Below are 12622 nucleotides of genomic sequence, written 5' to 3'. Positions count from 1 at the left end.
TATGACCGACACCATGATCGCCGCGGGCGGGACGGACGCCGAGCGTCTGCTGGTGCACGCCGCGCTGGCCGCGCCGACGGAATCCGAGCGCGCCGAGCTGACCGAGCTGGCGCACCGGATCACCGACTGGACGGCCTTCTTCGAGCTGGCGCAACTGAACGCGACGGTTCCGCTGGTGCGGCACTCGCTGCTCGCCGCCGGGGTGTTCTCGCTCGTCCCGCCGTTGACTCGAGTACGGTTCGACGCGGTCACGGAGCGGATCGGGGCCGCGAACGACCGTCGTCTGGCCGGTGCGGTGGACCTGCTGCGCCGGTTCGATGAGCGCGGTGTGCGCTGCGTGGTGCTCAAGGGCATGCTCTTCGCCACCGAGATCTACCACGACCCGCGCTACAAGCGGATGAACGACCTGGACATCCTGGTGGAACCGGAGCAGGTCGACGCCGTCATCGAGATCTATCGTGAGCTGGGGCTGTTCGCGACCTCGGAGCTGCTGGGCAAGGAGCCCAAGGTGCGGACCGAGCGCTCGCACCACCTGCCGTCTTTCGTCTCCCGCGACGGCTCGCTCGTGGTGGGCACCCACTGGGGGCTGATCACACCGCTGGCGCCCTACACGGTCGACTATGCCGCGATCTGGAAACGCGTGCGGCGCATCGCCTTCCACGGTGTACCGGCGTGGGCGATGGCGCACGAGGACAATCTGCACCACCTGGGTATTCACCTGCCCTACTACAAGACCGGCGTCCGCGAATTGGGCGACATCTGGAACCTCGCCCGGTACGCGGATCTCGACTACGACCTGCTCGCCGACGAGATCGCGGCGGCGGGCAGCGAAAGGCTGATGTACCACGCCCTTTCGCTTGCCCACCGGCTGGTGCCCGACCCCAGCTTCGCCGTGCTGCTGGACCGGATCGCGCAGCGTGTGGACCGGTTCACCCGCGCCGACACCGCGCGCAAGGTCGCCGATGTGCACACGCTGCTCCGCAGCCGCTCCACGCACACCTCCCGTATCGAGAAGGCCTACACCGAGTTCAACATGACCGCCGACGCACGGGAGAAGCTGGACGGGTTCGGTCGGCTGTGGTCCGGGCTCCTGCTGGTACCGGGTACGGAGGCGGCCCGGATGAGCTCGCTTCGCGACCCGGGCCCGCTGGCGGCCCTCGGTGCGCGGGTGATCGCGCCCTACCGGCTGACCCGCGTATTCCAGCGCGACCTCGGCCGATGGCTGTTTCCCGCCGCGCTTGCCAAGACGGTCTACGACCTCGGTGCGGCATACGCCGGAGAGCTCCGGTCGCGCACCGGGCTCGGCGGTGTGCGGCCCACGCCGCCCGGCATCGAGGAATACGCCGCCAGGCTCGGGCTGACCAGGGCGGATCTGCAAGCTGTACTGGACAGCCAGGAATGAGCGCACGACGCACCGTGCTGTGGGACCTGGACGGCACCCTGATCGGGCTGCGGCAACGCACCTTCGCGACGCTGATGCCCGCCGGGGCCGCCTGGGTATTCCGCGATCTCATGCCACCGCACCGTTTCCTGCCGATGCTGCGCCGCACGCTGCGGGATGTACGCGCCAACGACACCGACCACACCAATACGGAGCTGATGCTGCGACTGCTCGCCGAACGCGTCGGTACCAGCCGCGACGTGGCCGCATCGCGGCTGGCCCGGCTGTCGGAGGTCGAATTCGTCCGGCTGCGGGCGTGTTTCCCGCCCAGCCCGGCCGCGGTCGCGACGGTGCGCCGATTGACCGCGGCCGGTATGCGTCAGGTGGTCGCGACCAACCCGTTGTGGCCACGCAGCACCGTCGAGGCCAGGATCCGTTGGGGCGGGCACGATCTCGCGTCGTTCGCGTTCACCACCAGCGGTGAGACCATGCGCCGCGCCAAGCCGCGGCTCGATTTCTATCGCGAAGTGCTCGACCACCTCGGTGCCGCGGCGGGGGAGTGCGTGATGGTCGGCAACGATCCCGCAAGCGACGGACCCGCCGCGCACCTGGGGATTCCGGTGTTCCTGCTGGGTGCGCGGAACACCGACATACCACCCGCCGTGGCCCGCTCCGGATTGGTCACCACGGGAGACCACCGCGCGCTGCGCGGGTGGCTCGGCATCGAGGAGGATTCGTGCTCGTCGTCCTGAACCCGCGGTCGAACGCGGGCACCGCAATGCGGCGCTGGCAATCGGTGGAATCGGTGCTGCGCACACGGCATCCGGACCTGTCCGTCGAACTGCCCTCGGACCCACAGCACGCCACCGAGATCGTGCGCACGGCCGTCGCCCGGCCGGAACCTCCGCGGGTGCTGGTCGCCGCCGGTGGCGACGGCATGGTGAACCTGGTGCTGAACGCCTTGATGGACCCCGCGACCGACCGTCCCCGAGCAGCCGAGTCGGCGCTCGGCGCGGTAGGACTGGGTAGCTCCAACGACTTCCACAAGCCGGTGCCGTCGAGCGCATGCGTCGGCACCATCCCGGTGCGGCTCGACGCCGCGCGCACCGACCTCGTCGACGTCGGCAAAGCCAGTGTGCTGTTGACCGACGGCACGCGGGCCGTCCGCTACTTCTTGCTCAACGCCAGCATGGGACTGGTCGCGGCGGGCAATCATTCGTTCAACCACGCCACCGGCGTGGTCGGCTGGCTCAAGTCACGCAGTGTCGAAGCCGCCATCCTCGCCACGGCGCTGGCCACCATCGCCACCCACCGGCCGCTGCCGGTCGCGGTGCGCGGCGGTACCTGGAACCACACCGCCCCGATCACGAACATCGGCGTACTCAAGAGCGTGCACTTCGCAGGCGGCATGCATTACGACACCGAGGTCACCCGCGACGACGGCCAGTTCGACGTGAACATCTGGTCCGCGGCGGGAAAGCTGCGGACCCTCGGCCTGATCGCCGGACTGTACGCCGGGCGGTTCCGGCGATCCCGGCTGGCGGTGTGCTACCGGGACGCGGCGTTGGAGCTGCGGCCCGACCGTCCGGCGCCGCTGGAACTGGACGGTGAGATCACGATGGTGGAATCGGCGCGACTGGAAGTTCTGCCGCGGGTACTGAAGGTGTGCGCCGCATGACCGTCGTGCTCGTTACCGGAGCCGCGAACGGAATGGGCGCGGCCACCATGGAACACCTTGCGGCGCTGGGGTACACGGTCGAAGGATGTGACCGTGTGGCAGCGCCGGGTGTCGCCCGAGTGGACGTGCGCGACGCGGAAGCGGTGGACCGCTGGGTGCGCGACGCGCACGCACGGCACGGCAAGGTCGACGCGGTCGTCACCTTCGCGGCCTACGGCGTGGTCGGGGCGGTCGAGGAGACCACGCCCGAGGAAGCCGCGGCGCTGTTCGACACCAACGTGCTCGGCACCCATCGGGTGCTGCGCGCCGTGCTGCCACTACTGCGGGACCAAGGCGCTGGCCGGGTGGTCGTGGTGAGTTCGGGAGCGGGCGCCATCGCCGAGCCGTACGGCGGGTGGTACTCGGCCACGAAGGCGGCTGTCGAGCGGATCGGCGAAGCCGCGCGGATGGAGGCTGCCGAGTCCGGCGTGCACGTGTCGGTGCTCATACCCGGATGGACGGTCACCCCGATCATCGACACGGCAGAGCACGTGGCCGCCCCGATCCCCGCATACGACCGCGACCGCGCGGCCGTACTGAACCTGGTGCGCGGCTACCTGGCGGCGGGACAGCCCGCTGTCACGGTCGCCAGGAAGGTCGCGGCCATCCTCGCGGCCGAGCGGCCACGGCAGGCCTACCTGTGCGGCCGGGACGTCCGGCTGTCCTTCTGGACCCGCAGACTCGTCCCGGCCTTCGTCTACGAGCGACTGGTACAGCGTTACTACGGTTTCCGATAGTCGCAGTAGGCCGGACCGCCCTGCCCACGGCCAGTGCCTGGACTGGCGACCCCACGCTTCTCGTGGCACCGACCGCACGATGACCCGACAGCCGGGTGAGCGGCAAGGGAATTCGGCGACTTGTAGGGTTCAGGCGAGCCGGAAGATGTCCGGTCGGATGCACCGAGGTGGTCAAGCGGGAAGGCGAAGTCATGATCTTGCTCGACGACCTGACCGCCCGCAGCACGGAGTAACCGAGTAGCGATTCCGGCCACTCCCGAGTACGCCGACACTCGTGAGCATCGACGAGTCGGCCTGCACACTGAATCCTGCACGCGCCGCCTGGAATACGGCGGCGACAACGAGCGGGAGGAAGCCATGATCAGATCAACTCGAGGGACAGTCGTTGCCCGCATCGCCTCGGCGGCACTTCTCGCCGGAGCGCTGCTCGGCATTGTGCCGAGCCAGGCGCAGGCCGACTCGTGGGAGCGCACGTTCGTCTGGAACCGGGACCTCCACGCGGGGGATTGCACCATGTTCGCGGGCGCCAAGTGGACGCTGCAACGAGACGGCTGGGCGCATTTCACCGGGTGGGTGACGAGTGGGGACGACAACGATGCCTGGCTGATGCACGCCGAACTCTTCACCAGGAGCGAGGGTTACAAGGGCAACATCGTTGCGCAGCAGCCGGGCGTCGACGACATCACTCGATTCGTGATCAACCTGCCGGACTCGGACCAACGGTACTGGTGGGATGTCTGGGGTACATACAACGCAGCGTGGTTCGATGACCTCGACCGAATCAACCTGCGGTCGCACTGCTGAGGATACCGGCGCACCCCGCGAGCCGACACAGCTCGCGGGGTGTCGCATGAGGTACGGATGTCCGGCCCGCGAGCCGGACACCCGTCATGATCAGGCCAGTTCGAACCGGTCCAGGTTCATCACCTTGTCCCACGCGGCGACGAAGTCCTCGACGAACTTCTGCTTCGCGTCGTCGGCCGCGTAAACCTCTGCCAGAGCGCGCAGCTGGGAGTTCGATCCGAAGACCAGGTCCACGCGGCTGCCGGTCCACCGGAGTTCACCGGTAGTGCGGTCGTTGCCCACGTAGGTCCCGTCGTCAGCCGGCGACGGCTCCCACTTCGTGCCCATGTCGAGCAGGTTCACGAAGAAGTCGTTGGTCAACGACTCCGCGGCCGAGGTGAACGCGCCCAGCGGCGACTGCTTGTAGTTGGCACCCAACACGCGCAGACCCCCGACGAGCACCGTCATCTCCGGACCGCTCAGCGTCAGCAGATTCGCCCTATCGATCAGCAGGTACTCGGCCGGAAGTCGGTTGCCCTTCGCCAGATAATTGCGGAAGCCGTCGGCGTTCGGCTCGAGCGCGGAGAAGGACTCCACATCGGTCTGCTCTTGTGTGGCGTCCGTGCGTCCCGGCGTGAACGGCACCTCGACGTCGAATCCGGCGTTCTTCGCAGCCTGTTCGACCGCCGCGCATCCGCCGAGCACGACAAGATCGGCGAACGACACCCTCGTGTTGCCGGTCTGGGCGGAATTGAATGCCTCCTGGATCTCTTCCAGGGTGCGCACCACCTTCGCCAGCTCGTCCGGGTTGTTGACCTCCCAGGCGCTCTGCGGCTCGAGGCGAATCCGCCCACCGTTGGCACCGCCGCGCTTGTCGCTGCCGCGGAACGACGACGCGGCCGCCCACGCGGTGGAAACGAGCTGTGCCACAGTCAGACCCGACCCGAGGATCCGGCCCTTGAGAGCGGCGATATCGACCGAGCCGATGAGGTCGTGCGTCACCGGGGGCACCGGGTCCTGCCACAGCAGCGTCTGCTCCGGAACCAGCGGCCCGAGGTAACGGACGATGGGCCCCATGTCGCGGTGGGTCAGCTTGTACCACGCCTTGGCGAACTCGTCGGCGAGTTCATCGGGGTTGTCCAGCCAGCGACGGGTGATCTGCTCATAGACCGGGTCGAACCGCAGCGAGAGGTCCGTCGTCAGCATCACCGGGGTATGGGTCTTCGACGCGTCGTGGGCGTCGGGCACCGCGCCCGCCCCGGCGCCGTCCTTGGGAACCCACTGCCACGCACCGGCGGGGCTCTTGGTCTTCTCCCACTCGTAGCCGTAGAGCGTCTCGAGGAAGCTGTTGTCCCACGTCGTCGGCGTGGGCGTCCACGCGCCCTCCAAGCCGCTGGTGATCGCGTCCTTGCCGACGCCGGTGCCGAACGAGCTCTTCCAGCCGAGGCCCTGCTCCTCCAGTGAGGCCGCCTCGGGCTCGGGACCGACGTGGTCGGCCGGTCCGGCGCCGTGCGTCTTACCGAAGGTGTGGCCGCCCACGATGAGCGCGGCTGTCTCGACATCGTTCATCGCCATGCGGCGGAACGTTTCCCGAATATCCACCGCGGCGGCGAGCGGGTCCGGATTGCCGTTGGGTCCCTCCGGGTTCACGTAGATCAGGCCCATCTGAACCGCGGCCAGCGGCCTTTCGAGGTCCCGTTCGCCGGTGTACCGGTCGTCACCGAGCCACGTCTGCTCCGGACCCCAGTAGATGTCCTCCTCCGGCTCCCACTGGTCGACGCGGCCGCCGCCGAAGCCGAAGGTCTTGAAGCCCATGGACTCCAGCGCGACATTGCCCGCGTAGACGATCAGGTCGGCCCACGAGAGTTTCTTGCCGTACTTCTTCTTGACCGGCCACAGCAGGCGGCGGGCCTTGTCGAGACTTGCGTTGTCGGGCCAGCTGTTGAGCGGCGCGAACCGCTGCATACCGGCACCGGCGCCGCCCCGGCCGTCATTGATGCGGTAGGTGCCCGCGGCATGCCAGGCCATCCGGATGAAGAACGGCCCGTAGTGGCCGTAGTCGGCGGGCCACCACTCCTGTGAGGTCGCCATCACCTCTTCGATGTCCCGCTTCACCGCAGCCAGATCGACGGTCTGGAATTCTGCGGCGTAGTCGAAGCCGTCGTCCATGGGATTCGCGACAGCGGGGTTCTTCTGGAGGATCTTCAAGTTGAGCTGGTTCGGCCACCAGTCACGGTTGCCGCCGCCCTCGGTCGGGTACTTCAGGCGACCGGACGCGACGGGACATCCGGATTGACCGGATTCCGTTTGCGCCTCTGCAATGGGCGGATGTTCCTGCGGCACGGGCGTTTCCTTTCGGGAGTGGAATGAATCAGGCTGTGATCACCGGGGTGATCGGGAGGTCTCCGATGTCGAGCAGTCGGGGCAGAGGCCCCAGTAGATGACTTCGGCCTCTTCGAGGACGAAACCGTTGTGGTCCGACGCGTTCAGGCAGGGCACCTCGCCCACCGCGCAGTCGACGTCGGCGATAACGCCGCACGACCGGCACACGACGTGGTGGTGGTTGTCCCCGACGCGCGTCTCATAGCGCGCCACGGAGCCCATCGGCTGGATGCGCCGGACCAGTCCGGCGGCGGTCAATGCGCGCAGGACGTCGTACACGGCCTGGTGGGACACGGCACCGAGAGTCTCGCGCACGCGAGCGAGGATCGAGTCCGTGTCGGAGTGAGGATGGTCGTGCACCGCGGTCAGCACCGCCAGCCGTGGTGCCGTCACCCGCAGGGCCGCCCCGCGCAGCATGCGCTCGTAGTCCGAATTCGTGGGCACAGGTCGTAGTGTGCCTCGTTTTCTGGAATCGATCAAGTCTCTGAGAGATGCAATATTGCGAATGTTGACATCGCCTGCTGTTGACAACATACGATGTCAGAACTTGCCCGGCCTCATCAATTCGATGCAGACCACACCGCAAAGAGCTGTGGGCAGGCCGGCGCTTGAACCGAATAAGCAACCGTGGCAAGGGAGTAGGGGTGAGGGCGAAACCACCCGCGCTGGGATACCTCCGCAAGGATGTGTCAGGCGTGTCCCAGATCTGGGATGAGGCGCAGCTACAGAGCTTGGCGAAACGGCTCGGCTACGAACTGGCCAAAACCGTGACCTTCGGCGCCGCCACCGACGAGCCGGTGGGCCGATTGATCGACGTCGTGCGAGCCTGCGAAGTCGATGCGGTCATTTCACCGGGCCTGCACCACTTCGACGGGGCGGTACCCGAGGAATTGGTGGAGGTCTGCGACCTGATCACCGTGACACCGCAACAGACCTTCTCCCGAACCGTTCTACCGCGGCTCTGGGCATAGGTTGTACCCCCGCCACACGGGAGCTATCGAACTGGAATTCCTTGTGCCGCAAGGATTTTCGATCTGATCGGGCAGCGGAACTGAACCGTGCTGCGCCACTTGGGACATACCACGCTCACACGGTCGCTCATGCTGCGCTCCAGGCCGGACGGCCGACCAGGTCAATCGTCGATCAGAGGGTGGTCCTCGCCCCATTTGAGCATCGCGTACAGGACGTCGCTGAGGCTCTCGCCCTCCTCGGTGAGCTGGTAGACGACGCGGGGCGGCACTTCGGCATGCACGGTGCGGGTAAGTATCCGCTGGTGTTCCAGGGCTCGGAGACGATCGGTGAGGGTCTTGGCGCTGGGGGAGCCCAGGCCGGTACGCAGGTCGCCGAAGCGTTTCGGACCGGAGAGCAGCTCTCGGACGATCAGCGTCGTCCACTTCCCGTCGAGGACCTTCAGTGTGCGCTCGACGCCGCACGCGTGCGGTGAGCAATCGAGCAGCCGCTCGACCTGCACATTCGCAATAGTTTCCATTCGGACACTATATTACATTCTGGGTATTAGTTCACATTGAAAACTAACGTCGCAGGCATGAAGAAACAAACCGTGATAGTCCATGGCGCGACGGGCGAACAAGGAGCCGCTATCGTCCGTGGCCTCCTGAGCGCGGGACACCGCGTGCGGGGCATCGTCCGCCGTGTCCCCGACTCCCGGCTGCACCCCGACGCCGAGCCGGTCCGAGCGGAGCTACTCGACCCTGGATCGCTCGCCGCGGCGTACTCCGGCGCCGACGCCGTGATCGTCCAGTTGCCGCTGGTCTTCGCCGCCGACTTGGCTGTCCAGCAGGCCGAGGCGGTGCTGGCCGGGCTCCGGGAGGCGGGTGTGCGGCGAGCGGTCTTCAATCCGGGCACGATGCTGCCGCCCGCGCCAGTCGGGGTGCCCTTCGTTGATGCCCGCGTGCTGATGTCGGCCGAGCTGCCCCACAGCGTCGAGGTCGCCACCGTGGTCGGGCCCGCCCAGACGTATATGGAGAACCTCGCCGCGCCCTGGTCCGCCGCACTGGTCGGTGCCGGGGAGGTCGCCTACCCGCTTCCGAGCGATCTGCCCGTCCCGTGGGTCGCGCTGGATGACCTAGGGGCCGCCGTCGCCGCCCTGATCACCGCGACTGCTCCTCCGCCCTTCCAGATCGTGACCGGTCCGCAGGCCCTGACCGGAGACCAGGTAGCCGCCGAGCTCACTGCGGCCCTGGGGCACCCCGTGCGGTGGAACGCCATAACGCCCGCTGGCTACCAGGAGATGCTGGCCACACACCTGGGAGCCGAGGCTGCCGAGGGGATCGCCGCGGCATACACGCCACCGCCCCCGGGAACGCCCCCGCCTCCGCAACCGGACCCCTCGGTGGTGACGACCGGCGCCACCACGCTGCGGGACTGGGCGGCACGCCAGACCTGGGCCGCCAACGCGCCGATGCCCATTCGTCGTCCTTGACCTGGGAAACGACTGTTCCGGGCACCAGGCATACTCCGCGGTTCGGTGTGTGAGGTCCTTCGCCCGGCCTGGTCCGAGAAATGTGTGGCCCGCCCGGTGGTGCCGGGCGGGCCACTTCCCCGTTGCCGAGCGAACGCCGCCACGTCCACCGGGCACGGCTATCGTACGCAATGGCGAAGCCGAATTGGGGAAGGCTCGCAAAATAGCGCGGGTCGATCCGATCGCGTTCGGCCGCAACTCGATCCACCCGTGCATCGAGACCGGCGTGTTGCCATCCGCCATCGGCGTGTCAGGTTCGGGACCATGCCGTTACAGCTTGGCCCTCGACTGTTCGGGCCGTTGTCAACGTCGCGGAGTTTGATCGGGTTATGGGGTAGCTGAAAAGCGGCTGCCGGAGGGGTGATTGGGGCCCGACCATGGACACGCGCAATGAGGTTGGTGATCGGGGGCACGATCCGGACGATCACAAGTATCGGATGCGGATCAGCCGGTTGGCCATCGACAAGCTCGGAATAAAACTCTACGACCGGGTTTCGGCGGTGCTCGCCGAATTGATCGCCAATTCCTACGACGCCGATGCCACGCTGGTGGAGGTATCGCTTCCGTGGGGTGTGACGTTGGCGGGCACGGTTCGTGCCGCGGAGGAACCGCAGTACGAGATCGCGGTCACCGACAACGGCCACGGTATGACCGCAGCGGAGGTGAACGAGCACTATCTGATGGTCGGTTCCGACCGCCGGATGCGGATGGGCTCGGATTAGTCACGCGAGCAGAAGCGCCCGGTGAATTCAAATTGCGCTCGTACCTGGTCGGCGCCATCCATGTCGACTGGCTCGACGACGAAGAGGATCTGGTCCGATCCGATCGCCAGGACATCATGTGGAGCTCGCCCCGAGGTGAAGCGCTGGCCGTGTAGGGCCGCGATCTGATCAAGGAGATCGGCCGAATGGGCGAGCGGTCGATTCGGCGGCGGGTGTGGGAGGAGTTCGTGGAGAAGTCCCGCGTCCACGAGACCGTGGAGGCGATCGCACCCGGGGACAAGTTGTTCCGTGATTCGGTGATCGACGACGCACGTATCCTCGTCGCGCAGAAGGACCGAGCCGCACTGGAAGATCCCGCCCATGTCGGTGGTATGCGCAGCAATTCGGTGTGCGGCTGGTGACGACGACGATCGGCAGCGAGAGGCGCGAACCGGATTTCGTGTTGTTGCACGATTCCGGTGAGCTGTGGATCGTCGAGATCAAGCGCATGGACTACCACCTCACCGACGAGGAGTACAACCGCGCGATCAACTACCTCTACGCCCTGGACACCTTCCTGAACGAGAATCCGCGCATCGGCGCCCAATTCCCGCGCCGCAAGCTGACCTTCATCGTCGACCACACCGACAAACTGCGTCCTGCCTCGTTGTCGTCGCTGGACAGCGACACTCGCATCGATCGCCGCACCTGGCGGGAATTGCTGGACTCGACGCTACGGGCGCACCGCGACTTCCTCGAACGCGACTATGCGATGCGCGGCGAGGAGGACGATACCCAGACGAGTGGAGCCCGAGCCGGTTGACACCGCAGAGTGTCCGGGACGTGTCAGCAGTATGGGGCCGGGTAAGTTGCGCCCCCGGCCCCCCATACGGTCAGCTCGCGCTGCCGCTTCCGGCTTGCAACACGGTTGTCAAGAGGTCGGCGAGAACGGTGAGGATTTCCACGATTACTCCATCTTGTTCGGAAACACGAAAGCCAGGAGTCTGTACGCCGCGGTTGTACCTCTCGTGAACGCGACTTGAACAAGAAAAGTCGAATTCGACGGGACTGCGGATCGAATGTTTTGTAGCAACTTTTGATTAACCGAGTATGCGGCGCAGGAAATGGGTGGGGATGCTCATTATCGAGCCCTGCATTGATCGGTACTGCGGCAGCACCCGACAGCGTTGAGCATCGACCCGCCCGCTCGACGAGCTCCCATCTCACCCCAGCACGGGGAAATCGGGGACAACGGCCGGCCGCGCGGATTCCGCTCGAGCTAGTGCCGTGTCCAGAATGGTTTGCAGGGTAATCAGGGTGGCGGCACCGGTGTCGAAATTGCAGGCCAAGGTGACGAAGCGCTGATCGAAAGCGGGGGAGCGCATACTGATGTGGTGCTCGGTGCAGAAGAGTTCGATCTCGTCCTGGCTTGCATACGTCGCGATGCCGACGAGGTGCGACGTGCTCACGAAGCTGGTGTCGACCTGGCGAGTGTCACTACGCCGGTAGGCACTCTTTTCGGTTGGGCCGCGGAGTGGGGCAGAACCGAGATTATCGCTTACCTGCTGGCCCAGGGCATCGAAGCGGAGCCGAGAGCTCTTTCGAGGGCTGCGGACAAGGGCCATGCCGAGACGGTGCGGCTACTGCTCGACCATGGCATGAACCCGGATCTGCCGGCTGAGTCGCCGCCGCTGTGCGCGGCAGCGTACCGGGGCTCGCCCGAGTGCGTCCAAGTCCTATTGCAGGCCGGAGCACGGGTCGACGTTCGGATGGGGCCGCAGGCAGACCGCTGGGCCGGGAAGACCCCCAGGGAGCTTGCCACAATGCGTCCTACAGAAGGCACAGCGAAGATACTGCGGCTACTCGAGCAGTAGACCGCTCTGGGGCAGCGGCCGGGGCGTGCCCCGTGCGGCCGCACCGCGTGGCGGCCGACTTCGGCTCGTCCCGGCCAGTGATACCGAGACGAGCCGGGCGGGTGGAGCGGTAGTCAGAGCGCGTACAACGCCGCCCAGGTCTGTGGGCCGACGATGCCGTCCGTCGCCAGGCCGAAGGCCGCCTGGACGCTCAGCACGGCGGATTCGGTTTCGGGGCCGAACGAGCCGTCGACTGTGACGCCGAGCAGGCATTGGGCCTGGCGGACCGCGTCGCCGCTGCTGCCACGCTGGATGGTGGGCTGCGTACTGGAGTACGCGCAACCCACGCTGCGGGCAGCCTCGTCGGCGTGGTGAGTGCGGGTGCGCGACGGCGGGACCGCCTGCGGCCGCGAGCACGGCGCTGGTCGACGGGGTCTCGGCCGTCGACGCCGGAGGTGACCTCGCGCTATCGCCATGGTCCGCCGGCATCGGCGGCCAGCCATATCCACTCCTCACCTCGCCGGCTTGCCTGTGTCCGCTCGATCGCCTATGTGACGGCGGCCACGGAACCGTAAGTGAAATCGAG

At 66.9% G+C, this 12622-nt stretch carries 16 protein-coding genes; 12 read left to right on the top strand and 4 right to left on the bottom strand.

The annotated features are described in order from the left end of the window. The first annotated feature begins 1 nt into the window (after position 1). The 5 genes from NA4_RS09020 (at position 2) to NA4_RS09000 (ending at position 4639) form a co-directional block, all read left to right on the top strand. Positions 2-1402 carry a nucleotidyltransferase family protein gene (locus NA4_RS09020; protein WP_067466949.1) on the top strand — a complete coding sequence of 467 codons (1401 nt, stop codon included), beginning with the start codon at positions 2-4 and terminating at the stop codon, positions 1400-1402. Continuing rightward, positions 1399-2133, top strand: a complete 735-nt coding sequence (locus NA4_RS09015; protein ID WP_067466946.1) for an HAD family hydrolase — start codon at positions 1399-1401, stop codon at positions 2131-2133. Before NA4_RS09020 ends, NA4_RS09015 begins: the two co-directional genes overlap by 4 nt. Then, positions 2118-3059, top strand: coding sequence for a diacylglycerol/lipid kinase family protein (locus NA4_RS09010; protein ID WP_067466944.1), 942 nt, complete (start codon positions 2118-2120; stop codon positions 3057-3059). The genes NA4_RS09015 and NA4_RS09010 overlap by 16 nt, the downstream gene beginning before the upstream one ends. Continuing rightward, positions 3056-3835: an SDR family NAD(P)-dependent oxidoreductase gene (locus NA4_RS09005; protein ID WP_157128908.1), complete on the top strand. Its 780-nt coding sequence runs from the start codon at positions 3056-3058 to the stop codon at positions 3833-3835. Before NA4_RS09010 ends, NA4_RS09005 begins: the two co-directional genes overlap by 4 nt. A 357-nt stretch (positions 3836-4192) precedes the next feature. Next, positions 4193-4639, top strand: a complete 447-nt coding sequence (locus NA4_RS09000; protein ID WP_157128907.1) for a DUF6294 family protein — start codon at positions 4193-4195, stop codon at positions 4637-4639. 90 nt (positions 4640-4729) lie between these two features. Here NA4_RS09000 and katG read toward each other — a convergent pair whose 3' ends face one another. Then, positions 4730-6961, bottom strand: coding sequence for a catalase/peroxidase HPI (gene katG, locus NA4_RS08995; protein ID WP_067466937.1), 2232 nt, complete (start codon positions 6959-6961; stop codon positions 4730-4732). 39 nt (positions 6962-7000) lie between these two features. Further along, the gene (locus tag NA4_RS08990) at positions 7001-7417 is read right to left on the bottom strand and encodes a Fur family transcriptional regulator (protein ID WP_218022274.1); all 417 of its coding nucleotides are present in this window, start codon (positions 7415-7417) and stop codon (positions 7001-7003) included. 227 nt (positions 7418-7644) lie between these two features. Here NA4_RS08990 and NA4_RS08985 point away from each other — a divergent pair, with 227 nt between their 5' ends. Beyond that, a complete protein-coding gene (locus NA4_RS08985; protein WP_067466931.1) occupies positions 7645-7971 on the top strand; it encodes a hypothetical protein in 327 nt (108 codons plus the stop codon). 161 nt (positions 7972-8132) lie between these two features. On the opposite strand, the gene NA4_RS08980 is transcribed toward NA4_RS08985, so the two are convergent. Then, positions 8133-8489 (bottom strand): winged helix-turn-helix transcriptional regulator, encoded by a 357-nt coding sequence (locus NA4_RS08980; protein ID WP_067466928.1) that lies wholly within the window; start codon positions 8487-8489, stop codon positions 8133-8135. 57 nt (positions 8490-8546) lie between these two features. Between NA4_RS08980 and NA4_RS08975 the strand changes: the two genes are divergently transcribed. The 6 genes from NA4_RS08975 (at position 8547) to NA4_RS43625 (ending at position 12057) form a co-directional block, all read left to right on the top strand. Continuing rightward, positions 8547-9443, top strand: a complete 897-nt coding sequence (locus NA4_RS08975) for an NmrA family NAD(P)-binding protein (RefSeq protein WP_084496922.1) — start codon at positions 8547-8549, stop codon at positions 9441-9443. Between the two features lie 416 nt (positions 9444-9859). Then, positions 9860-10204: an ATP-binding protein gene (locus NA4_RS42110; RefSeq protein WP_067466922.1), complete on the top strand. Its 345-nt coding sequence runs from the start codon at positions 9860-9862 to the stop codon at positions 10202-10204. Positions 10205-10236: 32 nt separating this feature from the next. Next, the gene (locus NA4_RS43215; RefSeq protein ID WP_281179989.1) at positions 10237-10359 is read left to right on the top strand and encodes a hypothetical protein; all 123 of its coding nucleotides are present in this window, start codon (positions 10237-10239) and stop codon (positions 10357-10359) included. 30 nt (positions 10360-10389) lie between these two features. Continuing rightward, a complete protein-coding gene (locus tag NA4_RS42105) occupies positions 10390-10605 on the top strand; it encodes a hypothetical protein (protein WP_067466919.1) in 216 nt (71 codons plus the stop codon). Continuing rightward, entirely contained in the window at positions 10602-11006 is a 405-nt protein-coding gene (locus NA4_RS42100) for a hypothetical protein (RefSeq protein ID WP_218022273.1), read from the top strand. Before NA4_RS42105 ends, NA4_RS42100 begins: the two co-directional genes overlap by 4 nt. A gap of 568 nt (positions 11007-11574) precedes the next feature. Next, positions 11575-12057: an ankyrin repeat domain-containing protein gene (locus NA4_RS43625; RefSeq protein ID WP_507763395.1), complete on the top strand. Its 483-nt coding sequence runs from the start codon at positions 11575-11577 to the stop codon at positions 12055-12057. 113 nt (positions 12058-12170) lie between these two features. Here the strand turns inward: NA4_RS43625 and NA4_RS42485 are convergent, their stop codons facing one another. Beyond that, on the bottom strand, positions 12171-12383 hold the full coding sequence (locus NA4_RS42485; RefSeq protein ID WP_067466908.1) for a peptidoglycan-binding domain-containing protein: 213 nt from the start codon (positions 12381-12383) through the stop codon (positions 12171-12173). Positions 12384-12622: the final 239 nt, after the last annotated feature.

The sequence above is a fragment of the Nocardia amamiensis NBRC 102102 genome (genome assembly GCF_001612745.1).
In the GTDB taxonomy this organism is placed as follows: Bacteria; Actinomycetota; Actinomycetes; order Mycobacteriales; family Mycobacteriaceae; genus Nocardia; species Nocardia amamiensis.
This window is presented reverse-complemented; position numbering and strand designations above follow the sequence as displayed.

Bases quoted from the DNA above. Each gene is read 5' to 3' on its own strand.
- NA4_RS09015 (WP_067466946.1), top strand. From the start codon at position 1,399: ATGAGCGCACGACGCACCGTGCTGTGGGACCTGGACGGCACCCTGATC.
- NA4_RS42105 (WP_067466919.1), top strand. From the start codon at position 10,390: ATGGGCGAGCGGTCGATTCGGCGGCGGGTGTGGGAGGAGTTCGTGGAG.
- NA4_RS08980 (WP_067466928.1), bottom strand. From the start codon at position 8,489: ATGGAAACTATTGCGAATGTGCAGGTCGAGCGGCTGCTCGATTGCTCA.
- NA4_RS09005 (WP_157128908.1), top strand. From the start codon at position 3,056: ATGACCGTCGTGCTCGTTACCGGAGCCGCGAACGGAATGGGCGCGGCC.
- NA4_RS08990 (WP_218022274.1), bottom strand. From the start codon at position 7,417: ATGCTGCGCGGGGCGGCCCTGCGGGTGACGGCACCACGGCTGGCGGTG.
- NA4_RS09000 (WP_157128907.1), top strand. From the start codon at position 4,193: ATGATCAGATCAACTCGAGGGACAGTCGTTGCCCGCATCGCCTCGGCG.
- NA4_RS42110 (WP_067466922.1), top strand. From the start codon at position 9,860: ATGGACACGCGCAATGAGGTTGGTGATCGGGGGCACGATCCGGACGAT.
- NA4_RS09020 (WP_067466949.1), top strand. From the start codon at position 2: ATGACCGACACCATGATCGCCGCGGGCGGGACGGACGCCGAGCGTCTG.
- NA4_RS08975 (WP_084496922.1), top strand. From the start codon at position 8,547: ATGAAGAAACAAACCGTGATAGTCCATGGCGCGACGGGCGAACAAGGA.